General features: G+C 51.0%; 26 protein-coding genes and 2 pseudogenes. 13 read left to right on the forward strand and 15 right to left on the reverse strand.

Going from position 1 to position 25,751, the window contains the following annotated elements; genetic code table 11:
- Positions 1-234: 234 nt before the first annotated feature.
- The 5 genes from lolC to cobB all read left to right on the forward strand — a co-directional run bounded on the left by lolC (position 235) and on the right by cobB (position 5,210).
- A complete protein-coding gene (lolC, locus tag OGY67_RS20970; protein WP_032934420.1) occupies positions 235-1,434 on the forward strand; it encodes a lipoprotein-releasing ABC transporter permease subunit LolC in 1,200 nt (399 codons plus the stop codon).
- Positions 1,427-2,128: a lipoprotein-releasing ABC transporter ATP-binding protein LolD gene (lolD, locus tag OGY67_RS20975; RefSeq protein ID WP_003832278.1), complete on the forward strand. Its 702-nt coding sequence runs from the start codon at positions 1,427-1,429 to the stop codon at positions 2,126-2,128. The genes lolC and lolD overlap by 8 nt, the downstream gene beginning before the upstream one ends.
- Positions 2,128-3,372: a lipoprotein-releasing ABC transporter permease subunit LolE gene (gene lolE / locus OGY67_RS20980; protein ID WP_003030804.1), complete on the forward strand. Its 1,245-nt coding sequence runs from the start codon at positions 2,128-2,130 to the stop codon at positions 3,370-3,372. The genes lolD and lolE overlap by 1 nt, the downstream gene beginning before the upstream one ends.
- Positions 3,373-3,461: 89 nt before the next feature.
- Positions 3,462-4,373 (forward strand): N-acetylglucosamine kinase, encoded by a 912-nt coding sequence (gene nagK / locus OGY67_RS20985; RefSeq protein ID WP_020996481.1) that lies wholly within the window; start codon positions 3,462-3,464, stop codon positions 4,371-4,373.
- A 15-nt stretch (positions 4,374-4,388) separates the two neighbouring features.
- The gene (gene cobB / locus OGY67_RS20990; protein WP_003832281.1) at positions 4,389-5,210 is read left to right on the forward strand and encodes a Sir2 family NAD+-dependent deacetylase; all 822 of its coding nucleotides are present in this window, start codon (positions 4,389-4,391) and stop codon (positions 5,208-5,210) included.
- 21 nt (positions 5,211-5,231) lie between these two features.
- Here the strand turns inward: cobB and OGY67_RS20995 are convergent, their stop codons facing one another.
- The 5 genes from OGY67_RS20995 to potA all read right to left on the reverse strand — a co-directional run bounded on the left by OGY67_RS20995 (position 5,232) and on the right by potA (position 9,703).
- Complete coding sequence (locus OGY67_RS20995; RefSeq protein ID WP_008784438.1) at positions 5,232-5,738, reverse strand: methyltransferase family protein; 507 nt, start codon at positions 5,736-5,738, stop codon at positions 5,232-5,234.
- A 137-nt stretch (positions 5,739-5,875) separates the two neighbouring features.
- On the reverse strand, positions 5,876-6,922 hold the full coding sequence (potD, locus tag OGY67_RS21000) for a spermidine/putrescine ABC transporter substrate-binding protein PotD (protein WP_003030797.1): 1,047 nt from the start codon (positions 6,920-6,922) through the stop codon (positions 5,876-5,878).
- A gap of 27 nt (positions 6,923-6,949) precedes the next feature.
- Positions 6,950-7,729 carry a spermidine/putrescine ABC transporter permease PotC gene (potC, locus tag OGY67_RS21005; protein WP_006684943.1) on the reverse strand — a complete coding sequence of 260 codons (780 nt, stop codon included), beginning with the start codon at positions 7,727-7,729 and terminating at the stop codon, positions 6,950-6,952.
- Entirely contained in the window at positions 7,726-8,583 is an 858-nt protein-coding gene (potB, locus tag OGY67_RS21010) for a spermidine/putrescine ABC transporter permease PotB (RefSeq protein ID WP_008784439.1), read from the reverse strand. Before potB ends, potC begins: the two co-directional genes overlap by 4 nt.
- Positions 8,567-9,703: a spermidine/putrescine ABC transporter ATP-binding protein PotA gene (gene potA / locus OGY67_RS21015; RefSeq protein ID WP_286574466.1), complete on the reverse strand. Its 1,137-nt coding sequence runs from the start codon at positions 9,701-9,703 to the stop codon at positions 8,567-8,569. Before potA ends, potB begins: the two co-directional genes overlap by 17 nt.
- A gap of 250 nt (positions 9,704-9,953) precedes the next feature.
- On the opposite strand from potA, the gene pepT reads away from it, so the two are divergent.
- Complete coding sequence (gene pepT / locus OGY67_RS21020; protein WP_103014562.1) at positions 9,954-11,180, forward strand: peptidase T; 1,227 nt, start codon at positions 9,954-9,956, stop codon at positions 11,178-11,180.
- A gap of 102 nt (positions 11,181-11,282) precedes the next feature.
- Here the strand turns inward: pepT and roxA are convergent, their stop codons facing one another.
- The 10 genes and pseudogenes from roxA to OGY67_RS21070 form a co-directional block, all read right to left on the reverse strand.
- A complete protein-coding gene (gene roxA, locus OGY67_RS21025; RefSeq protein ID WP_003030786.1) occupies positions 11,283-12,404 on the reverse strand; it encodes a [50S ribosomal protein L16]-arginine 3-hydroxylase in 1,122 nt (373 codons plus the stop codon).
- Between the two features lie 92 nt (positions 12,405-12,496).
- A complete protein-coding gene (gene phoQ, locus OGY67_RS21030) occupies positions 12,497-13,960 on the reverse strand; it encodes a two-component system sensor histidine kinase PhoQ (RefSeq protein ID WP_008784442.1) in 1,464 nt (487 codons plus the stop codon).
- The gene (gene phoP / locus OGY67_RS21035) at positions 13,960-14,631 is read right to left on the reverse strand and encodes a two-component system response regulator PhoP (RefSeq protein ID WP_003846709.1); all 672 of its coding nucleotides are present in this window, start codon (positions 14,629-14,631) and stop codon (positions 13,960-13,962) included. Before phoP ends, phoQ begins: the two co-directional genes overlap by 1 nt.
- Positions 14,632-14,704: 73 nt before the next feature.
- Positions 14,705-15,990: pseudogene (locus OGY67_RS21040) on the reverse strand (site-specific integrase).
- Positions 15,990-16,205, reverse strand: a complete 216-nt coding sequence (xisR, locus tag OGY67_RS21045; protein ID WP_032943036.1) for an excisionase family protein — start codon at positions 16,203-16,205, stop codon at positions 15,990-15,992. The pseudogene OGY67_RS21040 and the gene xisR overlap by 1 nt, the downstream one beginning before the upstream one ends.
- 66 nt (positions 16,206-16,271) lie before the next feature.
- Complete coding sequence (locus tag OGY67_RS21050; RefSeq protein WP_052946585.1) at positions 16,272-18,743, reverse strand: 3'-5' exonuclease; 2,472 nt, start codon at positions 18,741-18,743, stop codon at positions 16,272-16,274.
- A 141-nt stretch (positions 18,744-18,884) separates the two neighbouring features.
- The gene (locus OGY67_RS21055) at positions 18,885-19,223 is read right to left on the reverse strand and encodes an RrF2 family transcriptional regulator (RefSeq protein WP_224776500.1); all 339 of its coding nucleotides are present in this window, start codon (positions 19,221-19,223) and stop codon (positions 18,885-18,887) included.
- 45 nt (positions 19,224-19,268) lie between these two features.
- Positions 19,269-19,412, reverse strand: a pseudogene (locus OGY67_RS21060) (hypothetical protein); the annotation flags it as partial.
- A 171-nt stretch (positions 19,413-19,583) separates the two neighbouring features.
- The gene (locus OGY67_RS21065; RefSeq protein WP_044700608.1) at positions 19,584-19,850 is read right to left on the reverse strand and encodes a hypothetical protein; all 267 of its coding nucleotides are present in this window, start codon (positions 19,848-19,850) and stop codon (positions 19,584-19,586) included.
- A gap of 336 nt (positions 19,851-20,186) precedes the next feature.
- Positions 20,187-20,567, reverse strand: a complete 381-nt coding sequence (locus tag OGY67_RS21070; protein WP_003832307.1) for a helix-turn-helix domain-containing protein — start codon at positions 20,565-20,567, stop codon at positions 20,187-20,189.
- Positions 20,568-20,672: 105 nt separating this feature from the next.
- Here OGY67_RS21070 and OGY67_RS21075 point away from each other — a divergent pair, with 105 nt between their 5' ends.
- From OGY67_RS21075 to arsA, 7 genes are all read left to right on the forward strand, one after another.
- On the forward strand, positions 20,673-20,885 hold the full coding sequence (locus OGY67_RS21075) for a helix-turn-helix domain-containing protein (RefSeq protein ID WP_003832309.1): 213 nt from the start codon (positions 20,673-20,675) through the stop codon (positions 20,883-20,885).
- Between the two features lie 3 nt (positions 20,886-20,888).
- Entirely contained in the window at positions 20,889-21,443 is a 555-nt protein-coding gene (locus tag OGY67_RS21080) for a toxin YdaT family protein (RefSeq protein WP_044700607.1), read from the forward strand.
- A 252-nt stretch (positions 21,444-21,695) separates the two neighbouring features.
- Entirely contained in the window at positions 21,696-22,607 is a 912-nt protein-coding gene (locus OGY67_RS21085; RefSeq protein ID WP_044700638.1) for a DnaT-like ssDNA-binding domain-containing protein, read from the forward strand.
- Positions 22,519-23,064 carry a replication protein P gene (locus OGY67_RS21090; protein ID WP_122984015.1) on the forward strand — a complete coding sequence of 182 codons (546 nt, stop codon included), beginning with the start codon at positions 22,519-22,521 and terminating at the stop codon, positions 23,062-23,064. Before OGY67_RS21085 ends, OGY67_RS21090 begins: the two co-directional genes overlap by 89 nt.
- Positions 23,065-23,187: 123 nt before the next feature.
- On the forward strand, positions 23,188-23,541 hold the full coding sequence (gene arsR / locus OGY67_RS21095) for an As(III)-sensing metalloregulatory transcriptional repressor ArsR (protein ID WP_044700602.1): 354 nt from the start codon (positions 23,188-23,190) through the stop codon (positions 23,539-23,541).
- A 47-nt stretch (positions 23,542-23,588) separates the two neighbouring features.
- Positions 23,589-23,951 carry an arsenite efflux transporter metallochaperone ArsD gene (arsD, locus tag OGY67_RS21100; RefSeq protein ID WP_038641374.1) on the forward strand — a complete coding sequence of 121 codons (363 nt, stop codon included), beginning with the start codon at positions 23,589-23,591 and terminating at the stop codon, positions 23,949-23,951.
- 17 nt (positions 23,952-23,968) lie between these two features.
- Positions 23,969-25,720: an arsenite efflux transporter ATPase subunit ArsA gene (arsA, locus tag OGY67_RS21105; RefSeq protein ID WP_044700601.1), complete on the forward strand. Its 1,752-nt coding sequence runs from the start codon at positions 23,969-23,971 to the stop codon at positions 25,718-25,720.
- Positions 25,721-25,751 lie beyond the last annotated feature (31 nt).

Raw genomic sequence — 25,751 nt, forward strand, 5'->3', positions numbered from 1 at the left:
ATAGCCTGCCATCCTGCGCAACCCGCTGTGCGCTGTAATGCGTAACTGTCTGCATTTTGTTTTTTTAAGATAAAGATCAGGGACCCGGGCTGAAGGAAAGAGGGACAACTTTAGCGAATTGATTTATTTATACTTTTAGGAATAGTGCTGACGAACACTTACGGTTCAGTCATTTACCCATTCCGCTTTCGCTTATATACTCGTGACTTTGCTAACAGCAACCAGACGGATTTCATGTACCAACCTGTCGCTCTATTCATCGGCCTGCGTTATATGCGTGGGCGTGCAGCAGATCGCTTCGGTCGCTTCGTTTCCTGGCTCTCCACCATAGGCATTACTCTCGGGGTAATGGCGCTGGTCACGGTGTTGTCGGTGATGAACGGTTTCGAGCGCGAGCTGCAAAACAATATTCTTGGCCTGATGCCTCAGGCCGTACTCTCGTCTGAACAGGGTTCCCTCAACCCGCAACAACTGCCGGAAAAAGCGGTGGTGTTGAACGGCGTCAACCGCGTTGCACCCATAACTACGGGAGATGTGGTGCTGCAAAGTGCGCGTAGCGTGGCGGTCGGCGTGATGCTCGGTATCGATCCGGCGCAAAAAGATCCGTTAACGCCGTATCTGGTCAATGTGAAGCAAACAGATCTGCAACCGGGTAAGTATAATGTCATCCTCGGCGAGCAGCTTGCCGGGCAGTTGGGCGTGAACCGTGGCGATCAAATCCGTGTGATGGTGCCCTCGGCCAGCCAGTTTACGCCGATGGGGCGTTTGCCGAGCCAGCGTTTGTTTACGGTGATTGGCACTTTCGCCGCCAACAGCGAAGTCGATGGCTACCAGATGCTGACCAACATTCAGGATGCCTCGCGTCTGATGCGCTATCCGGTGGGTAATATCACTGGCTGGCGTCTGTGGCTGAACGAACCGTTAAAAGTTGACACGCTGAGCCAGCAAACGCTGCCGCAAGGCACCAAATGGCAGGACTGGCGCGAGCGCAAAGGGGAACTGTTCCAGGCCGTGCGCATGGAAAAGAACATGATGGGGCTGCTGCTTAGCCTGATCGTGGCGGTGGCGGCTTTTAATATTATTACCTCGCTGGGTCTGATGGTAATGGAGAAGCAAGGGGAAGTGGCGATTTTACAAACGCAGGGGCTAACGCCGCGGCAGATAATGATGGTGTTTATGGTTCAGGGGGCCAGTGCCGGGGTGATTGGCGCGCTGCTGGGCGCTGTACTGGGTGCCTTGCTCGCCAGCCAACTGAACAATCTGATGCCAATTATTGGTGTGCTGCTGGATGGCGCTGCGCTGCCGGTCGCCATTGAGCCGCTGCAGGTTATCGTCATTGCGCTGGTGGCGATGGCCATCGCGCTGCTGTCTACGCTTTATCCTTCCTGGCGCGCTGCCGCCACTCAACCCGCTGAGGCTTTACGTTATGAATAAGATCCTGTTGCAATGCGACAACCTGTGCAAACGCTATCAGGAAGGCACTGTGCAGACCGATGTACTGCACGATGTCAGTTTTTGCGTCGGCGAAGGTGAGATGATGGCGATTGTCGGCAGCTCAGGCTCCGGCAAGAGTACGTTGCTGCATCTGTTAGGTGGGTTGGATACCCCGACTTCCGGAGACGTCATTTTTAGCGGTCAGCCAATGAGTAAGCTCTCGTCGGCGGCGAAAGCGGAACTGCGTAATCAGAAGCTGGGCTTTATTTACCAGTTCCACCATTTGCTGCCGGATTTTACGGCGCTGGAAAACGTAGCGATGCCGCTGCTGATCGGCAAGAAAAAACCGGCTGAAATCACCGAGCGCGCACGGGATATGCTGAAAGCGGTAGGGTTGGATCATCGTGCCAGTCATCGCCCGTCTGAACTGTCTGGCGGCGAACGTCAGCGGGTGGCCATCGCGCGTGCGCTGGTGAATAACCCGCGCCTGGTCCTGGCAGATGAGCCAACGGGTAACCTGGATGCGCGTAACGCGGACAGCATTTTCGAGCTTCTGGGTGAGCTGAACCGCTCTCAGGGCACGGCATTTCTGGTGGTGACGCACGATCTGCAACTGGCGAAGCGAATGAGTCGCCAGCTTGAAATGCGCGATGGTCGCCTGACGGCTGAACTGAGCCTGATGGGAGCTGAGTAATGGCTTCGCCTTTATCGTTATTGATTGGTCTGCGCTTTAGCCGTGGTCGGCGGCGCGGCGGTATGGTTTCGTTAATTTCGGTGATATCTACCGTTGGCATCGCGTTGGGTGTGGCGGTGTTGATCGTCGGTTTAAGTGCCATGAACGGATTTGAGCGTGAGCTGAACAACCGTATTCTGGCCGTAGTCCCACACGGAGAGATTGAAGCCGTAAATCAGCCGTGGAATAACTGGCAGGAAGCGCTCGACAAGGTACAAAAAGTGCCGGGTATTGTCGCCGCGGCGCCTTATATCAACTTTACCGGACTGGTGGAGAGCGGGGCGAACTTACGCGCGGTGCAGGTGAAGGGCGTAGACCCGAAACAGGAACAGCGTTTAAGCGCGTTGCCATCCTTTGTGCAAAACCACGCCTGGGATAATTTTAAAGCCGGTGAACAACAAATCATCATTGGTAAGGGTATTGCCGATGCGCTGAAGGTGAAGCAGGGTGACTGGGTGTCGATTATGATCCCTAACGCCAGTGCGGATCATAAGCTACAGCAGCCTAAACGCGTGCGTTTGCACGTGACGGGGATCCTGCAACTGAGCGGTCAGCTCGATCACAGCTTTGCCATGATCCCAATGGAAGATGCGCAGCAATATCTTGATATGGGAACCAGCGTTTCCGGGATCGCGCTGAAGGTTAACGACGTGTTTAACGCCAATAAGCTGGTGCGAGACGCGGGTGAAGTCACCAATAACTATGTTTACATCAAGAGCTGGATCGGCACCTACGGCTATATGTACCGCGATATTCAGATGATCCGCGCCATTATGTATCTGGCTATGGTGCTGGTTATTGGCGTGGCCTGTTTTAATATCGTTTCCACGTTAGTGATGGCGGTAAAAGACAAAAGCGGCGATATTGCGGTATTAAGAACCCTCGGGGCGAAAGATGGGTTGATCCGTGCCATTTTTGTCTGGTACGGCCTGCTGGCGGGTCTGTTCGGTAGCCTGATAGGCGTCGTCATCGGGGTGGTTGTGTCGTTGCAACTGACGCCGATCATAAACGGGATTGAGGCGCTTATCGGCCATCAGTTCCTGTCCGGCGATATCTATTTCATTGACTTCCTGCCATCGGAATTACACTGGCTGGATGTGATTTACGTGCTGGTGACAGCACTCGTGCTGAGTCTTTTGGCAAGTTGGTATCCGGCGCGTCGCGCCAGCAATATTGATCCTGCGAGAGTACTTAGCGGCCAATAACAACAATAGTACACGACAGCATTCATGCTGCATCAAGGCGTAGCCAACGCAGAGGCATCTTGAAGGATGACGTGTATCAAGGAGCGGTGATGTATTACGGATTTGACATCGGCGGGACCAAAATTGCGCTGGGCGTGTTTGATAAGCAACGTCGTCTGCAATGGGAAACTCGCGTTCCTACGCCTCGCGACAGCTACGACGCTTTCCTTGATGCGGTCTGCAATCTGGTGACGGAAGCGGATCAGCGGTTCGGCATCAAAGGTTCGGTAGGCATCGGCATTCCGGGCATGCCGGAAACCGAAGACGGCACGCTGTACGCGGCCAATGTTCCTGCCGCCAGTGGCAAACCGCTCCGCGCCGATCTCAGCGCTCGCCTTGACCGCGATGTGCGTCTGGATAACGATGCGAACTGTTTTGCTCTCTCCGAAGCCTGGGATGACGAGTTCACCCAATATCCGCTGGTGATGGGGTTGATCCTCGGTACGGGCGTCGGCGGCGGCCTGGTGCTTAACGGGAAATCCATCACCGGGCGCAGCTATATCACCGGTGAGTTTGGTCATATTCGTTTGCCGGTCGATGCGCTGACGCTGATGGGCTTTGATTTCCCGCTGCGCCGCTGCGGATGCGGTCAACTGGGATGCATCGAAAGCTATCTTTCCGGCGGTGGATTTGCGTGGTTGTATCAGCATTACTACCATCAACCGCTGGATGCCCGCGAAATTATCGCGCTGTGGGAGCAGGGTGATGAACACGCGCGTGCCCACGTTGAACGCTATCTGGATTTGCTGGCGGTGTGTCTTGGGAATATCCTGACTATCGTCGATCCTGATTTGGTGGTGATTGGCGGAGGCTTGTCGAATTTTACCGCTATTACGACGCAACTGGCGGATCGACTGCCACGTCATCTGCTGCCGGTTGCCCGGGTACCGCGTATTGAGCAGGCACGGCACGGTGATGCCGGCGGGATGCGCGGGGCTGCTTTCCTACATCTTACCGATTAATACAAAGAGGTTGTTATGCTGTCGCGTCGGGGTCATCGGTTAAGCCGCTTTCGTAAAAATAAACGCCATTTGCGCGATCGCCTGCGTCAACGAATCTTTTTCAGAGACAGAGTGGTGCCTGAATTGATGGAAAAACCAAGAGTGCTGGTACTGACTGGAGCGGGAATCTCCGCTGAGTCAGGAATTCGAACATTCCGCGCGGCGGATGGTCTCTGGGAAGAACATCGGGTAGAGGACGTTGCGACTCCGGAAGGATTTAGTCGAAACCCGGAACTGGTTCAGTCGTTTTATAACGCCCGTCGCCATCAGTTGCAGCAGCCTGAAATCCAACCCAACGCGGCGCATATCGCACTGGCAAAACTCGAAGCCGAGCTGGGCGATCGTTTTTTACTGGTGACGCAGAACATTGATAATCTGCATGAGCGTGCGGGCAGCCAGAACGTTATCCATATGCACGGCGAGTTGCTCAAAGTTCGCTGTTCGCAAAGCGGGCAGATTCTGGAATGGACGGGCGATGTGACCCCGGAAGATAAATGTCATTGCTGCCAGTTTCCGGCACCGCTGCGACCACACGTCGTGTGGTTTGGTGAAATGCCGCTGGGAATGGATGAAATTTATATGGCACTGGCAATGGCAGATGTGTTCATTGCGATTGGCACATCGGGACATGTTTATCCGGCAGCGGGTTTTGTGCATGAGGCGCGGCTGCATGGGGCACATACGGTAGAACTCAATCTCGAACCGAGCCAGGTAGGCAGCGAGTTTGAAGAGAAGTATTACGGTCCGGCAAGCCAGGTGGTGCCTGAGTTCGTTGAGAAGTTATTAAAAGGGCTGTAACGGCTATCCGGATAATACTGTTTAAGCCTGTACAAGCTGGCGGTCCTCACGCAGGGCCGCCATAATCAAAAATCCAACGATGTAAAAACAACAGATCAGCCCCAGTGCGCTCAGCCATATGGGTAGTCGGGTAATGTAAACCAGGCTGCACGAGATAATCACCAGAATAATTCCGGTATACATGGGGTGCGCAATCCAGGCAAAAATGCCGCGCGTAACCCTTTTTGCACGAGGTAAATAGTAGCCTGTCCATGTGTGGCTCTCCCCCAAATCCCATTTTCCTTTGATGACCAGCGCGTTACCTACGATCGCCAAAATCAGACATCCCCACTCCACCGGACCAATCTGATGACTGAAAAACAGGCTATAACCAAAAACCAGGATCGGTATTAAAAAGGTGAGCCGTAGCAGGCGGGTTGCGGTGACAGGCAGCAAAGGACGAGCGTTTACCGGCTGCTTACGAGGGAGAATCACCAGCGTAAATACGATCAGATTAGCCAACTCAAGTAGCAGCCAGAGCGTTGTCATTGGAAGCCTCAGAAGCCGGCCTGGAATACTGTAAGCATAGCCAGAAACTGGGGAGCGGGAATCAGTCGAAAGACGTAAAAAGTAGGGATTGGCAGGTAGCAACCCGGCGCATCGACGCCTGCCGGGTTGCACGAGTATTAGCGTCCTGCTTTTAGCTTCTGATAATACTCTTCATAGATAGCGCTGGCGGAACCGACATCGTTTTGCCATTCCCCTTTGTTGATGGTTTCCGCGTCAGGGTAGAGCGTTTTGTCGTTCGCGACCTCAGGACTTAACAGCTTGCGTGCTGCCAGGTTTGGCGTCGGGTAACCGATAGTTTCTGCGACTTCTTTCGCGACGTCCGGGCGCAGCAGGAAGTTAATCAGCTTCAGCGCACCTTCTTTGTTTTTCGCGTTAGCCGGAATAGACAGGCTGTCCATCCAGAAAATGCCACCTTCTTTCGGCCATACCACTTCCAACGGTGTGCCCGCCTGACGCGCAACATACGCGGAGCCGTTCCACACCATTCCCAGATTGACTTCGCCTTCCATATACGGATTGGCCGGGTTGTCAGAGTTAAATGCCGCAACGTTAGGCATCAGCTTCTTCAACTCGTTATAGGCGGCTTCAATCTCTTTAGGATCGGTGGTATTGCCGGAATATCCCAGCTTGCGCAGCGCCATCTGGAACACTTCTCGCGCATCATCCGTTAGCAGCAGACTGCCTTTGTACTCCGGCTTCCACAGATCGGCCCAACTGGTGACGGTTTTCGGATCGATAGCATCGCTGTTGACGCCAATGGCCGTTGCACCCCAGATATACGGGATGGAGTAGTCATTGTTTGGGTCAAACGGCTTGTTGAGCATTTCCGGATCGAGGTTGTGGAAGTTGGTCAACGTCGACTTGTCGATCTTCTGGATCATGCCTTCTTTACGCATTTTATCGACGTAATAGGTGGACGGAACCACCAAATCGTATGCGCCGTCTTTATAGGTTTTGAGCTTGGCGTACATGGTTTCATTCGACTCGTAGGTCGAATAGATAACCTTAATGCCGGTTTCTTTGGTGAACTGTTCCAGCAGACCCGGTGGGACGTATTCAGTCCAGTTATAGAAATAGAGCGTGTTGTTGTCATTCGCGTGAGCGGCGCTCATGCCCAGTGCCAGAGCACCCGCCGCGAGCAGGTGGCGTGACCATTTTTTCATCATTTAACGTCCCCTGAATTAAGGGCCTTAGCGGCCCTTGGTTTTATCACGTGCAATAAGCTGGCTGGCAATCACCATAACCAGCGACAGAACCAACAAAATGGTCGCCAGCGCGTTCACCTCTGGTGATACGCCGACTTTAACCATTGAGTAGATTTTTAATGGCAAAATTTCATAACCCGGTCCGGTGACGAAAGATGAAACAACAACATCATCCATCGACAGCGTAAAGCTCAGCAACCAACCCGCAGCCACCGCAGGCATAGCCAGTGGCAGTATTATCTTGCGCAGAATAGTTACTTCGCTGGCACCCAAATCTTTAGCCGCCTCAAGCATGCGGACATCAAAACCTTTCAGGCGAGAGTAAACCGTCACCACCACAAAAGGCAGACAAAAAGTGATATGCGAGAACAGCAGCGACCAGAAGCCCAGTTGAATGCCGATCAGCATAAACAGCACCAGCAGAGATATTGCCATCACAATATCCGGCGACATCATCACCACGAACAGCATGCCACTGACGAACGGCTTACCGCGAAAACGGTAACGATAAAGCGCGACCGCAGTAAGTGAGCCGATCAAGGTGGCAAACGTGGCGGAGAGCACCGCCATGGTCAGCGAGTGCTGCGCCGCTTGCAGCAGGCTGTCGTTGTTCACCAGCAGACCGTACCACTTGGTCGTAAAACCTTGCCAGTTGATGCCAAAGCGCGAGCTGTTAAAGGAGTTCACAATCAAAATAATGATTGGAATGTACAGATACGCGTAGATAGCGGTCATAAAACCGCCGCGAAGCAGTCGACCGATCATTCGAGTTCTACCCTCTTATTCAGCAGGCGGGAGGCGCGCCAGTAGACCAGTAGCATCAGCCCCATCACGATAGTCAGCGTTATGCTGGTGGCGGCGCCAAACGGCCAGTCGCGAATGTTCAGGAACTGAACTTTAATTACGTTACCAATCAGCAGGTTTTTCGCGCCGCCCATTAAGTCGGAAACGTAAAACAGCCCCATTGCGGGCAGCATGACCAGCAGGCATCCGGCGATAATTCCCGGCATCGTCAACGGAATAATGATGCGGGTGAAGGTCTGAAGCTTACTGGCGCCTAAATCGCGTGCGGCTTCCAGCAGCGGTTTATCGAGCTTTTCAATGCTGGAATAGAGCGGCATCACCATAAACGGCAGCAGGATGTATACCAGCCCGATAATCACCGCGCTGGGGGTAAACATAATGCGAATGGGTGTATCGATAACGCCGAGCCATAACAGAAACTCGTTGAGATAGCCTTTGGTACTGAGGAAAATTTTGAGTCCGTAGATGCGAATCAGAGAATTGGTCCAGAAGGGAACAATCAGCAGGAACAGCAGCAGCGGGCGTACTTTTTCCGGCAGTTTCACCAAAAACCAGGCAAACGGGTAGCCGAGTACCAGACAGGCGAGCGTGGCAATCAGCGCCATATTGAGGGAGTGAACTAGTACCTCAAAATAGAGCGGATCGAGCAGGCGCGTATAGTTCTCCAGCGTAAAGACCATTTTGACGAAATTGGCGTCGTCACGGGTCAAAAAGCTGGTGCCGATGATCATCAGGTTGGGCAGAAAGACAAATAACACAAGCCAACCGACAATGGTGAAGATCACCACACTCTGGAATTTACTTGTGCTCTTCATCAGCCAGTACGACCTCCCAGCTTTCTACCCAGTTAATTGCCATTTTCTGGTCGAGCGAGTGGTCAAAGTCAGGATCGTCTTCGTTGAAGAATTCACTGACCATCACCATCTTGCCATTTTCCAGTTCTACAACCGACTCCAGCGTCATGCCTTTGTAGTTGCGTTCGCGCACGTAGCCGATCAGGCCTTCGATATGATTATCATCATTGATTTCATCAACGCGCAAATCTTCAGGGCGTAACAGGACGTGCAGCTTTTGTCCGGGAACTACCGCGAAGTTGACATATATATTGCACTCGCGGCCTTCAACGTTAGCACGAACACGCTGTTCATCCAGACGTTCAATCACCGTGGCGTTAAACATATTGATCTCGCCGATAAACCCGGCGACAAACAGATTCTTTGGCTCTTCGTAGATTTCGCGCGGCGTACCGTCCTGCTCAATCTTACCATCGCGCATCACCACGATGCGGTCGGACATGGTTAGCGCTTCTTCCTGATCGTGTGTGACAAAGACAAAAGTGATACCAAGCTTACGCTGCAGCGCTTTCAGTTCATTCTGCATCTGCTTACGCAGTTTGTAGTCCAGCGCAGAGAGGGATTCATCTAACAAGAGTAAGCGGGGTTTGTTGACCACTGCTCGGGCAATCGCTACGCGCTGCTGCTGTCCGCCGGAAAGTTGATGCGGTTTTCGCTGGGCGAACTCTTCCAGTTGCACCATGCGCAGGGCTTCGGTAACGCGGGGAGAAATGTCGGCTGCGGGCGTTTTTTGCATGCGCAAACCAAAGGCCACATTCTCAAACACAGTCATGTGGGGGAATAGCGCATAGCTTTGGAAGACGGTATTCACGTAGCGGTTTTCCGCTGGAACGTGAGTAATGTCCTCGTTGTCCAACAAAATATGACCGGAATCAACCGTTTCCAGACCGGCAATCAGGCGAAGAACGGTTGTTTTACCGCAGCCAGAGGGGCCAAGCAGCGTAAGAAACTCGCCATTATTGATGGTCAAATCCAGGTTGGAAATCACCTCTTTGCCATCGAAACTTTTGCGAATTCCCGCTAATTGCACCAGTGGAGAAAGCGAACGCGGTTGTTTATTCAATTTTTTACTCTGTCCCATGTAAACGCAACGGATGGCTGACCGATGCGGGGTTTGTGGTTAACCACCTTGATGACTCTTAATGAGGGCCGTTATTCTACGGCAAACCATTGTAATCGCCAATCCTTGTTGCGAATTACTGACTTAGCCCTATAGTCAGAGGGAATGTCAGGGCGAAATATTCTCACTTGCGGGGATAAAAGTGACCTGACGCAATATTTGTCTTTTGTTGCTTATTGATAATGTTGTCACAAAAAGTGAGGGTGACTGCATGGATAAACTACTTGAGCGTTTTTTACATTACGTGTCGCTGGACACCCAATCAAAATCGGGCGTGCGGCAGGTTCCCAGCACCGAAGGACAGTGGAAATTATTACAACTGCTCAAACAACAGCTCGAAGAGATGGGGCTGGTTAATATTTCACTGAGCGAAAAAGGCACGCTGATGGCAACGTTACCCGCGAACGTTGCTGGCAATATTCCTGCGATCGGCTTTATTTCCCATGTGGATACCTCACCGGATTTCAGCGGTAAAAATGTCAATCCGCAAATCGTTGAAAACTATCGCGGTGGCGATATTGCGTTAGGCATTGGTGATGAAGTTTTATCGCCGGTGATGTTCCCGGTGCTGCATCAACTTCTGGGTCAGACGCTGATCACCACAGACGGTAAAACGTTGCTGGGCGCGGATGATAAAGCAGGCGTGGCGGAAATCATGACCGCACTGGCTGTGCTTATCCAAAAAAATATTCCGCACGGTGATATCCGCGTGGCCTTTACGCCGGACGAAGAAGTGGGTAAAGGGGCGAAGCATTTTGATGTTGCGGCATTCGATGCGCAGTGGGCCTATACCGTTGACGGTGGTGGCGTAGGTGAGTTGGAGTTTGAGAACTTCAACGCCGCGTCGGTTAATATCAAAATTGTTGGCAACAATGTGCATCCCGGCACCGCAAAAGGGGTGATGGTGAATGCGCTGTCGCTGGCAGCGCGTATTCATGCAGAGGTTCCGGCAGATGAAAGCCCGGAAAAGACGGAAGGCTACGAAGGCTTTTATCATCTGGCGAGCATGAAAGGGACGGTCGATCGGGCGGATATGCACTACATTATTCGTGATTTTGACCGTAAGCAGTTTGAAGCGCGTAAACGTAAGATCATGGATATCGCCAAGAAGGTCGGCAAAGGGTTACACCCGGACTGTTATATCGAATTGGTGATTGAAGACAGTTACTACAATATGCGCGAAAAAGTGATTGAGCATCCGCACGTGCTGGATATCGCCCAGCAGGCGATGCGCGATTGTGATATTGAGCCGGTGCTGAAACCGATCCGTGGCGGCACTGACGGCGCACAGCTGTCATTTATGGGATTACCGTGTCCGAATCTGTTCACCGGCGGCTACAACTATCATGGCAAGCATGAGTTTGTAACCCTGGAAGGAATGGAAAAAGCGGTGCAGGTGATTGTGCGTATTGCTGAATTGGCCACGAAACAAAAATAAAGCATGTGTAGTTGCCGGATGGCGCTTTGCTTATCCGGCCTACAATATTTCACTCCAGTAGGCCTGATAAGACGCATAGCGTCGTATCAGGCACAGTCCGCATTACCCTTCGAAGAACCAGTACCCGCTGTTGACCAGCGCGGCAAGCATGGCAAGGAAAGAAGGATCTTCCAGCGCATCCTCAAAGTTCTCAGCCGTCAGCACAATATGACTGGCCAGCGCTTCCAGCGCAGGACGATGCGGCGAGTCAATTTTCTCACCGTTAGCGTAGACGTCATCGCCAATGCGCAATACGCGCAACCCGCCCAGACGCACTAACACATCACCTTGTTTCAGGGCATCATAAATTTCGTCTGGCTGATACGGTGGCTCCGGCGGGGCAATATCCAGCTCATGACGAGACTGAGAGATAAATTCGCCAAACCACTGCTGGAAATGTTCTGGCTGATTAATCAGGCCCAGCATCATTTCGCGCAGCTTATCCATCTCCTGCGGCAGAACATCTGCCGGATGATCGCGCGGTGGCAGGTCCGGATCGCTGTAATAGGTGCTGCCCAGTTCGCGTTGTAAAACGTAATCGGCGAACCCGCTGATCAGCTCGCGAGTGTTTGGCGCGCGGAAACCAACCGAATAGTTCATCGCGTTTTCTAACGCATAGCCTTCGTGCGGGAATCCCGGTGGAATGTACAGGATATCGCCGGGTTCCAGCTCTTCATCAATGATGGCTTCGAACGGGTCGACCTGAAGAAGATCCGGGTGAGGGCAGTGCTGCTTCAACTGCAGCTTTTCGCCTACGCGCCAGCGACGACGACCGGTTCCCTGAATGATAAATACATCGTACTGATCCAGGTGCGGGCCAACGCCGCCGCCGGGTACAGAGAAAGAAATCATTAGATCGTCGATACGCCAGTCCGGTAATTCACGGAACGGGCGCATCAGCGCGGCGGTAGGTTCGTGCCAGTGGTTGACCGCCTGCACCAGCAGAGACCAGTTGTTCTCGCCAAGATGGTCGTAGCTTTCGAAGGGACCGTGGCTAACCTGCCATTTACCATCCTGATGGCTGACGAGTCGGCTGTCGACTTCGCTTTCCATTGCCAGTCCAGCCAGTTCGTCAGGAGAAAGAGGATCAATAAAGTTATTAAACCCGCGTTTTAAGACCACCGGGCGTTTCTGCCAGTGGCGTTCAAGAAAATCGGGCCAATTAAGTGTGAGTTGGTATTCCATAGTGAGCATCCCGCAGGCTGGTATCTGCAACCGATTATAACGGATACTTAACCTCAAGCGTGAAGTCAGTACATATTTATTACATGCGACGATTACTCGTCTTTCTGGCCCGGCTGCTGGCGACCAAAAATAACTTCCATGCGCGCACCACCCAGCAGGCTATCACCAGCAATAATCTGCCCGTCATACTGTTCGGTGATTTCTCGAGCCACCGCCAGACCGACGCCTTGTCCGGGACGTAGCGTATCTACGCGCTGTCCGCGGTCAAACACCACTTCCCGTTTGCTTTGCGGAATACCAGGACCATCGTCTTCGACCAGAATATGCAGCTGATCCTCAGACAGTTGCGCCGAAATCTCGACAAACTCCAGACAATATTTACAGGCGTTATCCAAGACGTTGCCCAACACCTCGACAAAGTCATTCTGTTCGCCCACAAAGCTTATCTCAGGTGAGATATCGAGATTAATGTTGACCCCTTTACGCTGATACACTTTATTCAGCGCCGAGGTGAGCTTATCCAGCAACGGCGCGACCGGGTGCAGCTCGCGGCTGAGTAGGGCACTGCTGCCACGCATACTGGCGCGATGCAGGTAATAGCCTATCTGTTGGGAAATACGGCTGATTTGTTCCAGCATGATAGGCTCTGCGTCACTGACGTTCATCTTTTCATTACGCATTGAGCGCAACGTACTTTGCAGTACCGCCAGTGGCGTTTTCAGGCTATGAGTGAGATCGGTTAACGTGGTGCGGTATTTATCGTAGCGCTCACGTTCACTTTTTAAAAGTCGATTGAGATTACGAACCAGGCTGGTCAATTCGCGTGTGGTGGCGGGGTTTAGCATCTCACGATGATGTTCCTCAAGCTCACGGACTTCACGCGCTAGCGACTCAATTGGCCGCAGGCTCCACCAGGCTGCTACCCATAACAACGGAATGACCAGCAACAGATTGGCGACCAGCACATAAATAAACCAGCTCCAGACCATATACGAGCGCTTTAGTTCTATAGGAATAGTGTCGACAACCACAATGGTCAGTTGCGGCATTCTGGCTGTGGCGGGGTAGACGTTCACCGCCACGGAGTGGGTCATTTCGGCGTCGTCATCATCTTCTCTGACTTCTTTTAACTGCTGCTGAGCGGAGTGATCTTCGCCCAGTAAAGTGCTGGTGGCGTCTACATTGGCTTCAATTTCATGAAAACCGTTCGTTTTTAGCCAGTCCGGTTGGATACTTTTCGTCAGCCAGGGAACATTGCGCTGAGCCCACAACAACTCACCGCTTTCGTTATAGATCAGCGACATTGTTGGGCTTTGCATATCGAGATTTTCAGGCAACTCGACGTTTATCTTGCCGTTTTCCCACTTTGCCAGGGTATAGAACAGATTACTTTCACCCCGCAGCAGGCGAAACGTTGTCTTATCAAAGCTGACGCTGTAGCCCACCAGAGCAACCATGCCGTAGGCCAGCGAGAGCACCAACACCACGCCCGCAGTTGCCAGTAAAAAGCGCAACCGCAGCGATAGCGGGAAAAAATGACGCAATAGTTTATTCATTAGCGCAGTTCAAAAAGATATCCCTGACCACGCACGGTGGTGATGACGTCGTCCGGATATTGCGCCTGAATTTTCTTACGCAGACGTCCCATTAGAACATCAATGGTGTGACTTTCGCGCAGCTCGGCATCCGGGTAAAGCTGCAGCATGAGCGAATCTTTACTGACCACTTTGCCATTATTACGGATGAGCGTTTCCATAATGGTGTATTCAAACGCAGTGAGCTTGATAACTTCATCATTGACGGATAACTCGCGTCGAGAGAGGTCCACCTGAAAAGGCGGAAGGGAGATAATTTGCGATGCCAGACCGCTGTTGCGGCGCATCAGTGCCTGCATGCGCGCAGCCACTTCTTCGATGTGAAACGGTTTGGTGACGTAATCGTCAGCACCGGCGCTGAGGACTTCCACTTTATCCTGCCAGCCTTCGCGTGCGGTTAATACCAGAATCGGCAGCGAAACCTCATTACTGCGCCAGCGGCGGATCAGCGACAAACCATCTTCATCGGGGAGTCCTAAATCAACGATCGCGATATCCGGCAGATGTTCATTCAGATAATAGTCCGCTTCCTTCGCATCTTCTGCATCATCCACCTGATGCCCTAAATCCTGCAACTGAACCTTGAGGTGGTGGCGTAATAAAGCATTATCCTCGACAACCAGTACGCGCATCATCGTTTCTCCCTAAAATAATGGTATGAATAGTTTAACGCTGATTATGTGGATTGAAAGCAGCGCTATGAAATTAAATAACTTTTCTCATGCTCCCCTGCCCGTGGGGGCGCCCTGGGGGCAGTGCCGTTGGCATCTGATTGTTCAGCATGTTGACCTGATCCTGGTTCATGTCGCCAATCCACTTGGAGTAAACCTCGTACACCATGCGCGCATCTTCATGTCCCATCTGACTCGCTATGAATGACGGGTTCGCTCCGGCCATCAACGTCCAGCATGCGTAGGTATGCCGTGACTGATAAGGATTCCTTTCGCGGATATTTGCAAGTTTAGTGCCTCGCTTCCAGCCATAGGCAATCGAGTTCTTGGAGAAGTAACTGCCTTTTTTTGACGAATATGCTGTTGGTGAAAAAACGAAGCGAAGAGATTGCTGCTCAGTTTTTCCGATCTCCCGATGGTGAAATCGAATTTCTTGCTTCGGATTAGCGCCGGTGACTTCGTATTGTTCCTTCAGTGCATCCAGAGCAGGTTTAAGCAACGTTATCGTCCTTATTCCGGCATCTGTCATAGGGGTACAAATACTCGCTTATTCGTCAAACTTCTGGATACGTGGATTTCACCTTTTACCAAATCAATGTCTTCCCATGCCAGGGCGCATATCTCGCCCGGCCTCATCCCCGTATGTACGGCAACAATAATGATTAATGCCTGGCTACGGGGAAGGGCGGCTATCAGTGCCTGGTACTCATGAAGTAAAAGTGGGTCGGGATCATTTTTAGATAACTTGAGTCGCGACACTCCTTCATAAGGAGCATGCAATATAAACTGGCTTCGGTTTGCGAGCTTAAGCATTTCTGATAAAACTGCCATCTGTTTATTGACTGTTGAGGGCGCGCGGCCCTGCCTGGTCAGATTCGGCATTGCCGGGTTAATAATTGTCCCGGTCAATAACTCCTTTCGGTAATGCAAAATATCGGCATGCTCAATATCTACCAGACGGGTATTTTCTCCGACTACACGCAGTAACGTATTTACGACCGAAGTAAGCGATAGCAGTGTTGCACCAGATACCTCTAAGGCTTTGGTGTCTGTAAAAAAATCACTTAGTTCTTTAAACGTGGTAATTTTTTTGGTTGTGATGAACTTCTTAAGCGCTTTGGATTCCGGGAAACGTTCCGCATAGTCGAACTTACCGAGCTGTATTTCACTTGTTATGAGCGCACGAAGATTTCCAGCTTTTTTGATGTTGCTGCTGTTCACCGTCCAGCCGCGAAGGACTTCGCGGCAACGTTTGCCGCGATAGGTAAATGTGATCCGTATTTTTCCATTATGCAGCTCAACGCCGGTTGGAAAGTCCATCATGCATCCTGTACTAATTGGTTAATCTTTGGATAGTTGTACCAAAGCAGACCTTTAGAATTGTCAGTTTCCCCGAGAGCTGTCAGATGTTTGAAATGCACGCCTTCGATCCACAAATTCAACCGATAACTTTTAATTTGTCTTTCCGACAAGCCGGTCTTTTCTGTTAGTCGCGCTTCAACCATCCACTCTTCGCTGAAAATGAGTTGCGACATACATAACTCCGATGCCGCCAGCTACAACAGTACATGCTGTAGCTGGCTGTAAGTGAAAACCTAAAATCAGTTTTTTGTCAGGCGCTGCCAGATTGCAGATACGTATTTGACCTGATGCCGGGCGTCAGAAAGCGCATTGTGCATGCCGCCTTCAAATGGGATGTCGAAGCGCGGGTTGATACCGACAGATTTACCCAGTTCAACCATGGTCCTTACGTCCCTGTCATTCCAGAACGGAACAGCGAAGGGAGTCTCTGTTAATGCATATGCGCGGCGGAGAATGACGTTATCAAACGAGCATCCATTACCCCACAGCTGAACAGTGTGACTACCGTTAGCAGCATTTTCAGCAATGAAGTCAGCCAGTAGTTCAAGGGTTTCACGCAGCCCCATGGCCTCATCAACCAGAATTGCAGAGCGGGCTTCAGATGATTGTTTCAACCACCACTGAATTGTTGACGCATCCGGTTTCATGCCAAACGACATCGATGATTCAAGACTGACAACCTGGTAAAATTCGGCACCAGTGTTACCAGTTGAAGGATCAAAATATACGGCGCCGATAGAGACTATTGGTGCATCAGGACCGCTGCCCATAGTTTCCAAATCAACCATCAGGTGAGTATAAAAAGCGTTCAGGTGATCCGTATCTATATGGTGAACGGGTTCATTATTCAGGGACGCTTGAGGCTCACCAGTTGCATCAGTGCTTTCAACTGGCAAAGCTGCTGCTTCGCCCTGAGGCACATCAGGATTGGCTTTGATTTCGCTGTTGTCAGTTTTTTCCATCTGCACATCGTTGGTGGTTTCCTCGGTATTGGCTTGATGTAATTTTTCTTCGACGGCGCGCTGGCGTACCTGGTCTACGACAGAAAGCGCTGGCGCCGGCTGGTTACCCATCAGGCCATCAATGGAGAAAACACCGTTGCCCATGTTGGCGATTTCTGGTTGCTCGGCTATTGCCTTCTGTTCAGCTGTGGACTTCTCTTTAATCTCGTTTTCCCAGCTTTTTTCTGGTACGTGACCGGCTGCCGCCAGGGTTTCTTCAGTTGGGTGCTGGTGGTCGGTTTCAGTCAGGTTTTTGTTGATGTAACGGCTCAGCAGTTCCGGGAAATGGTGAGTGTTTTCTTCTGCACTACGAATAAGCGCGAAAATAGCTGCGCGGGAATAATCCAGGATGCCAGCGCGTTTGCGCAGGGCGGCGGACCACTCTTTGAACGGACTTTCGTTTTTAGAAATGATCTCTTTTGCACGACGGAAAACGCCACCAGGAATATCGTAGATGTTGAAATCCATTGGAAGTGTGGCCAGCGCAATATCAATGTCCAGAGTATCCAGCGTGTGGACAAGTTGCGGGTTGCGATCGGTCTTATTGCCTCCACCAGCGTTGGTTCCGGAGTCAGTGCGCTGAATCTGCGACACACGATTGCCCTTACACCACTCTTTAACCAGCAGCCCACGGTCAATGTGTTCAGTGTTGAACCAGGCCTTAAAGAACTGAATGACGGTGACCAGTTCAACTCGTTTTCCATCAACCGGAAAAACGGTTTTCAGCGCGCTGACAATCTTCCAGATATCGATCTCTGGCGCTTTCCTGAATGGTTCTACATTCTCGGCGGCAAGCAGCAGGTTCTGCACATAGCTGTTATCCACATCCAGTTCGAGTTCCTGAATAGTTTTCTTCTGCTCAGTATCAATATGGTAAGCATATTCTTCAGAAATAAACTGAGCTAAGAGGCGCTGGCGTAGCGGCAGAGTCGCAACGGTAATAAGCTCTGGCGTTACAGGTGGAGTGTCATGTTCATCACCCGCAACTCGTGCTTTCTTATTATTAACCCACTCCTGAACGATAAGATCCCGCTTTTCTGGTTCTTCAATCCATTCGGTAATAAATTGCTCAAATGAAGCAACGGTATAGACCTGCTCACGGTCAAAAACTTCTTTTATTGCATTTGCCAGCTTCCACTCAACATGAGCAGAAAGCTCTTTCACCGCCGGCACATTCGCAACGGCCAGTAACAGGTTTTGTACATAGAGATCATTTTCGTCCAGTACCATTTGTCCGATCTGGATGTGCTGCGCTTCACTGATTTCCTTCTCTTCAGTGTCATTGACCAGGTGCGCAATCAGTCGCTGAGACAGGCGCAGGCGAGATATGGGGCGGAGCAACGTTGGTGCATCGCTGGTGGGTACATTGGCACTGGTAGTTTCAGGTTTTTGCTGGCAGGAAGTCTCCTGATTCTCATGATCAGGCTTCTGTTTCAGTTGCCACGTTTGCTGATCTTCTGCCAGTTCGTAACGATCGCACCATGTGTCATCAAGTGTGCTTTCCTCAGGAAGATCGTCAACAACAAACCAGTTGGTGCGGACAGGTAATTGATAGTCGGCGCCACGACCGACGGCAATATCGTTGTCTTCGAGAATATTGAGGATTTCGCGTTCTGCACGGGAATCTGATTTCGCAGAGAACCAGCAAAACAGGTTTTTTGCCTCAGTTGCTTTCGCTTTGGCTTTAATAAGATACGCATACGTTAACATTGCGTTCGGGCTCCATTGGATTGTAAGATACCCGGCAACTGATGATCGCCGCCTAAGGTAGTGGTTATTGGTCAAAACTCGTTCCGGAAAGCTTTGGTCGGCTGACCGGGTACTTAACCCGCCTTGCGCGGGTTTTGTGCTTTATGGGGTAGGGGATTTTCCCTGCACCAACTGTGCGACGGGGACCCACTCCAGAGCATTCAGCACGGGCTCAAATGAATCAGGCGTGTGAGTAACGGCGCGAACGACGTCAGCCACGCTGGGGTTTGCTTTGCTAAGGTGGTACCCGCCACCAGCGCCACGCTGGCTGGTGACGATTTCACTTCTGCGCAGCTTCGAGAAAATCTGCTCGAGGTAAGACACAGACAGCTTTGATTCTTTACTGATAGATGCGACGGAAACAGGGCTGCCGTTGTAAATCCTGTTGAGGATGGCAACCACCTGAACAGATGCCACCACACGTTTCATTCCAAATTCCATAGTCACTTCCTTACTGATGCTGGCAACAGCCATTGGTCAAACTCGTTATGAACGAACTGCAGTCTGTTGGTCGGCAGACGGGTCGCCCTTCTGGGCGAGCATGTAGCAAATCAGTCGAATGATTACTTCAATGCGATTTAGATGTACGGCCTGACACCGCACTGGTTTACGCGCAAAATCAATCATTTTGGTTTCCTTGTTTTACCGGTCATTTCTCCATTTCAGGCTCGGTGATAAGCTGGTATTTCCCATCTAGCCAGCAAGGACATAAAACTGGCCGCTCGACCAATAAGTGTTTTTTGGTTCAAGAACCGCGCACAGTATGATTCCTGTAAAGAAGTTCTGACCGATTCGTGGGTATTACCTGATGACTATCGGGACTGGCTCATCCGTTTCAATCAAATGATTGAGCGTTACGAACGTAGCGGTATCCAAGTTATTAAAATAGAGATAGAGCCCAACGAGTTCTCCGTTTGGTGCCTCTCCAATGGCTGTGAAATAAGCACCAAGAGCTGCAACGATTTCGCTGTTTTCCATGGCAGTAGCTATGCGATCCGCGACAGAGAGCTTGATAGGGGATATGACTAAGCAAACCTTGCCTCCAACTTTAGTTATTTCGATCCTCATAATGTTTCCCTCAACATTCTGTCCCTGTGTCCAGTAACAGTGATACAGGGGGTTCTTCATTTAGCCTTATCGCTGGCAAGCGGAACGGTACTGACTGCTGCGCATTAATGTTCGCCATCTCATCCGGTGATTCGTATGCTGCCGGCAGCTACTTCGTGGGCGTCCTGCCTAGATGACGTTTTTCAAACTGTGTTTATATTTAAACTCTAAATGTGTTTGAAAGTCAACACAGCATGTGTTTAAGGTGGCGTGGATGATAACGATATGGGAAAAGGGAAGGTGAAAGGCATAAAAAAACCAGCCAAGTAGGCTGGTTAGATTGTTAAAAATTGTAGTTTAATCGTCAGTTGGCTTTAATCGTCCCCGAAGGTACTTCTCGACATACTCATCAATTTCTTTCAGCCGCAATTGAAAGGTATCGATCATTCTGTCTTGTTCAGACTCCGGCAACTGGTCAAAAAGAGTAATCAACTTACGATGTTTTGGCGTTAACCATGATTCGGCGTGATCATCACCAAACATTAGTTCAGCCGGGCTAATTCCGAGAGCTTTAGATATCGTTATAGCGTCGTCAACGCCCACATTGCGGCGACCCGCTTCATAGTTCCCGATGCGTGACTGAGCCCACCCACATAACTCTGCGAGTTTAGATTGCGACATATTTTTCTGTTCGCGTAGCTGCTTCAGTCTGGCGGCAATTGCAGTGTTTATATTCATTACTGATTTTTACCACGTTACGTGTTAACGCTCAAAGAACGTTTCGTCTTGACTATCTAACACATTGTGTGTTTAATTCAGCTAAACACTAAATGTGAGGACAAGATGAACAACATCGCCAAAGAACGGCAAGCGCTCGGTTTAACTCAAGAGCAATTAGCCAAATTATTCGGGTGGCGTCAGTCAAGGCTCTCAAATTATGAGAACGGAACACGTCAGCCTGGCCTACCGGAATGCAGATTGATTGTGGAGAAGCTTAACGAGTTAGGGCGCACCTGCTCTCTTGATAGTGTATTTCCGCCACAAAGCGAGGTCTGAAAGATGCAATCAGTAGCTTATTCCCATAATAAACCACGAGTAGCCGCTGCGGTGAAATCGCAAAATCAATTTAAACCCCAGCGACGTGACAGTATCCAGCACCGTGCCATATTGGCCGCCGTTCGTGAATGGGAATCGACATTACCAGGACAGGCACAGGAACGGATCGCTCAGCTGGTGGCTGAAGAGTGGGCCAAAGCAGATGGCCGCGGAATCGCTGTTAATAAACAGAATTTATTCCGATATCTGAAAAATGAAGGGGGGTCAGAAAAGTACACGGCTTACGTTATGCAGCTGTCAGACTCAATCATTGCTGCTATGCCAGTTCAGATTGCCAGGAAGCACGGGTTAAGTAATGCGAGCACAGAAGCGGAGCTGGTGGCGAACGCTATCAAAGAGTGCAGTGAGGCACACCATGCGAAATTAATTGGCGCTCCATTACAAAAGCTCGAGAAGGAAATTCGTGAGGCGGCAATCGCATTGTTCAACATGCTACCTGCTGACGCGGCGGGACCACTACTGGCGAGTATAAGCGCCGTAGCGCCGCAATTGTTTTAATCGAGTTTTGACCTATGACCATTATTACTGCAACTCGCGGGGTGAAGTATGCCTAATCCTTTGGCTAAGGCCATGCCTAAGAGTAAGGCTAGTAACGAGCCTTACCGTAAGGTGAAGATCACCATGTGGGATGATCCTAAGTTTCGAGCCTTATCACCACTCCCGCCAAGTGGGCAGAGTCTGTTTATTTACCTGCTTACAGGTCCATTCACAGGGATTATTCCCGGGCTTTATAAGGCGGGAAGGGCGGCTATGGCCGAAGAATTAAACTGGGATGTCGAAGCCTTCGACTTAGCCTTAGGTGAAGCCATAGCGTTAGGTATGGTGGAAGCCGATCTTAAAGCCAGAGTTTTTTGGTTGCCTAATGCGGTGAAACATAATCCGCCAGCATCAGTAAACGTGATCAAATCCTGGGCAAGATCGTTTGAATTACTGCCCGAATGTTCACTGAAAGATAAAGCTTATGAAGCTCTCAAAGTCGCCTGCTACGGGGTTTCTGACGCTATGGGGATGGCTTTTGATAAGGCTTTCGCCTTGCCTAAGGATAAGGCTAAGTCTTTGGCTAAACCTTTGCCATCAGGTATCCAGAAAGCAGTTAGCAGTAAACAGATCTTAAACCCCTCTCTTAACGCGGGCGCGATGAAAAATCCGAATGGGGAGGAACTGCCATCCCCGTCCATGCCCCGGTACCTGGACGGTGTTGATGAACCGATCGGGAAATTCAGCATGGCAGATAGCTGGCTTCCCTCCAGAGACTTCCGACAGCGCGCCGCATCGTGGGGTATCTCCCTGCCTGAACCAGATTACCTTCTGACTGAACTCGCAGAATTCACCGCGTATTGGGAGTCGGAAGGGAAAGTTTTTACTCAAATCCAGTGGGAACAAAAATTTGCCCGACATGTAGCCCGGGTGAGAACGCAGGTAAAACCAGAAACCGGAGGTAACAGTCATGTGGGAGCAGGATCAGAACCAACAGCATCCCGGGCAGTTCAGCAAATTCAGTCAGCACACGCAGAGTGGCGCCGCAGGAATGGACTTGATGGCGACGGAAACAGCCTGGCGACTGTGGCAGGTCATGGGGGAGGTGTATTCGAACCGATGGACCCAGAAGAACGGGGCGGAGCCTTCGCCTATCTGGATAGCCCAGATAGGTTCGATGACTGAACAGCAAATTCGGCTGGTCTGTCAGCAATGCATGGAGCGCTGCGCGATGGGAAATACATGGCCGCCTGACCTGGCTGAGTTTGTTTCTCTGGTTTCAGAGAGTGGTGCGAATCCATTCGGACTGAAATCGGAGCAGGTTATGACGGAATACCGGCGCTGGCGCAATGAGTCATATCGGTATTCAGGAAGCGATAAATATCCATGGCCTCAGCCCGTGCTGTATCACATCTGCATTGAAATGCGGAGAACGGGCGTAGAACGACAAATGACAGAGGGGGAGCTGAAACGACTGGCAGAAAAGTTACTCACGAAGTGGTCGAAGCATGTTGGTAATGGACTAAGTGTCCCACCAATTCGACGTCAACTGGAAGCGCCGCGCCATCCGGCAGGACCAACGCCAGCACAATTACTGATAGATGAATACAGGCGTCGAAAAGCGGCAGGATTAACAAATTGAATAATGAACAATCAGTAAATCTGATATTAAAACCACATAGCCATCATATTCGAATTTTCGAATGTGATGGTTGACGACACTCAACTATTACAGGAAACTACGGAGAGAATTCAGGAGACTAAAATGGCTGAACTAACTTCTCTACAACTCTTCAAAAACCTTTCCGATGAAACTCGGCTGGGCATCGTATTGCTGCTTAGAGAAATGGGAGAGCTATGCGTGTGCGATCTCTGTACGGCGCTGGATCAGTCGCAGCCCAAGATCTCCCGTCATCTGGCAATGCTCCGGGAAAGTGGATTATTACTGGATCGCAAGCAGGGCAAGTGGGTTCACTACCGCTTATCTCCGCATATTCCGTCATGGGCTGCTCAGGTAATTGAGCAGGCTTGGTTAAGCCAACAGGACGACGTACAGGCCATCGCCCGTAAGCTGGCATCGGCAAACTGCTCTGGTAGCGGTAAGGCTGTTTGCATCTAAAAAATTTGCCTGAACATATATGATTTTTCGAATGTGAGGTATTCAGAATGAAGACGTTAACGGTGTTTGACCCGGCAATGTGCTGCAGTACCGGCGTATGTGGCTCAGATGTCGATCAGGTTCTGGTTGATTTCTCTGCTGATGTGCAGTGGCTGAAAGGACGTGGCGTACAGGTTGAACGTTATAACCTGGCGCAGCAGCCCATGAGCTTTGTTCATAATGAGAAAGCGAAAGTATTCCTCGAAGCATCTGGAGCAGAAGGGCTTCCGCTACTGCTGTTGGACGGTGAAACGGTGATGGCTGGGCGATACCCAAAACGCGCTGAGCTGGCTCGCTGGTTCGGTATTCCGCTGGAGAAGGTAGGGTTAGCTCCCACCAGCTGCTGTGGTGGTAATACTTCCTGTTGCTGAATATGTCAGGAGGACATATGAAATTCTTAGAGAATATCCCGCCTTACCTGTTTTTTACTGGCAAGGGTGGCGTAGGAAAAACGTCCATTTCCTGCGCGACGGCTATCCGCCTTGCCGAACAAGGTAAGCGGGTTTTGCTGGTCAGTACAGATCCAGCCTCCAATGTCGGTCAGGTATTCGACCAGGCTATCGGTAACACCATTCGCTCTGTGACAGCAGTTACTGAACTTTCCGCTCTGGAGATTGACCCTCAGGAAGCCGCCCAACAATACCGCTCCAGAATCGTTGATCCTATCAAAGGTCTTCTGCCTGAAGACGTTGTTAACAGTATCAGCGAGCAGCTTTCAGGAGCCTGTACGACTGAGATTGCGGCGTTTGATGAGTTCACCGGCTTATTGACAGACGCTTCCCTGCTGACCCGCTTCGATCACATCATTTTTGATACAGCGCCGACGGGCCACACGATTCGCCTTCTCCAGCTTCCCGGTGCCTGGAGTAGTTTCATTGAAAGTAATCCGGATGGTGCTTCCTGTCTTGGCCCAATGGCCGGGCTGGAAAAGCAGCGTGAGCAGTATGCTCATGCGGTAGAGGCGTTGTCCGATCCTGAACGTACCCGCCTGGTTCTGGTTGCACGACTGCAAAAATCTACGCTGCAGGAAGTAGCCCGCACCCATGAAGAACTGGCCGCAATTGGCCTGAAAAACCAGTACCTGGTTATTAATGGTGTGCTGCCTAAAGCCGAAGCTGAACATGACGCGCTGGCTGCTGCGATATGGCAACGGGAGCAGGAAGCACTGGCAAATCTTCCTGCTGGTTTATCTGAGCTACCGAGAGATACCTTATTACTCCAGCCAGTAAATATGGTTGGTGTGTCTGCGTTGAAGGGGCTGCTGGATACCCGTTTTGATGCATTACCGCTCCCGGTACCGAACGTCCTGTACACGCCTGAAAACTTATCGCTCTCTGACCTGGTCGATGATATCGCCCGCAGTGAACATGGCCTGATTATGTTGATGGGCAAAGGTGGTGTAGGGAAAACCACGATGGCTGCTGCTATCGCCGTAAGGCTGGCAGACATGGGATATGACGTGCATCTCACCACCTCTGATCCCGCTGCGCACCTGAGTACAACGCTGAACGGCAGCCTCAAAAACCTGCAGGTCAGCCGCATCAACCCTCACGATGAAACCGAACGCTATCGCCAGCATGTTCTTGAGACGAAGGGAAAAGATCTGGACGAAGCAGGGAAACGGCTATTGGAAGAAGATTTACGTTCTCCCTGTACTGAAGAAATTGCCGTGTTCCAGGCTTTTTCCCGAGTGATTCGTGAAGCAGGTAAGCGGTTTGTTGTCATGGATACAGCTCCCACTGGGCACACGCTGTTGTTGCTGGATGCTACCGGGGCTTACCACCGAGAGATTGCCAAAAAAATGGGGGAGAAAGGTCATTTTACTACCCCAATGATGCAGCTTCAGGACCCGGAACGAACCAAAGTTCTGCTGGTCACTCTGCCTGAAACCACACCGGTACTGGAAGCGGCAAGCCTACAGGCTGACCTTGAAAGAGCGGGGATTCATCCATGGGGCTGGATTATCAATAACAGCCTTTCCATCGCGGATACGCGTTCTCCGTTGCTTTGCCAGCGCGCTCAGCAGGAACAGCCTCAGATTGAGGCTGTTAAGAATCAGCACGCTGACCATATAGCGCTCGTTCCGGTACTGGCTTCTGAGCCAACAGGTATTGAAAAACTCAGAGAGTTGGCGAGTTAATTTTTTGTTTATACAGGGCGGCAGATCCGCC

The sequence above is a fragment of the Citrobacter sp. Cpo015 genome, assembly GCF_030333035.1.
Classification (GTDB): Bacteria; Pseudomonadota; Gammaproteobacteria; order Enterobacterales; family Enterobacteriaceae; genus Citrobacter; species Citrobacter portucalensis.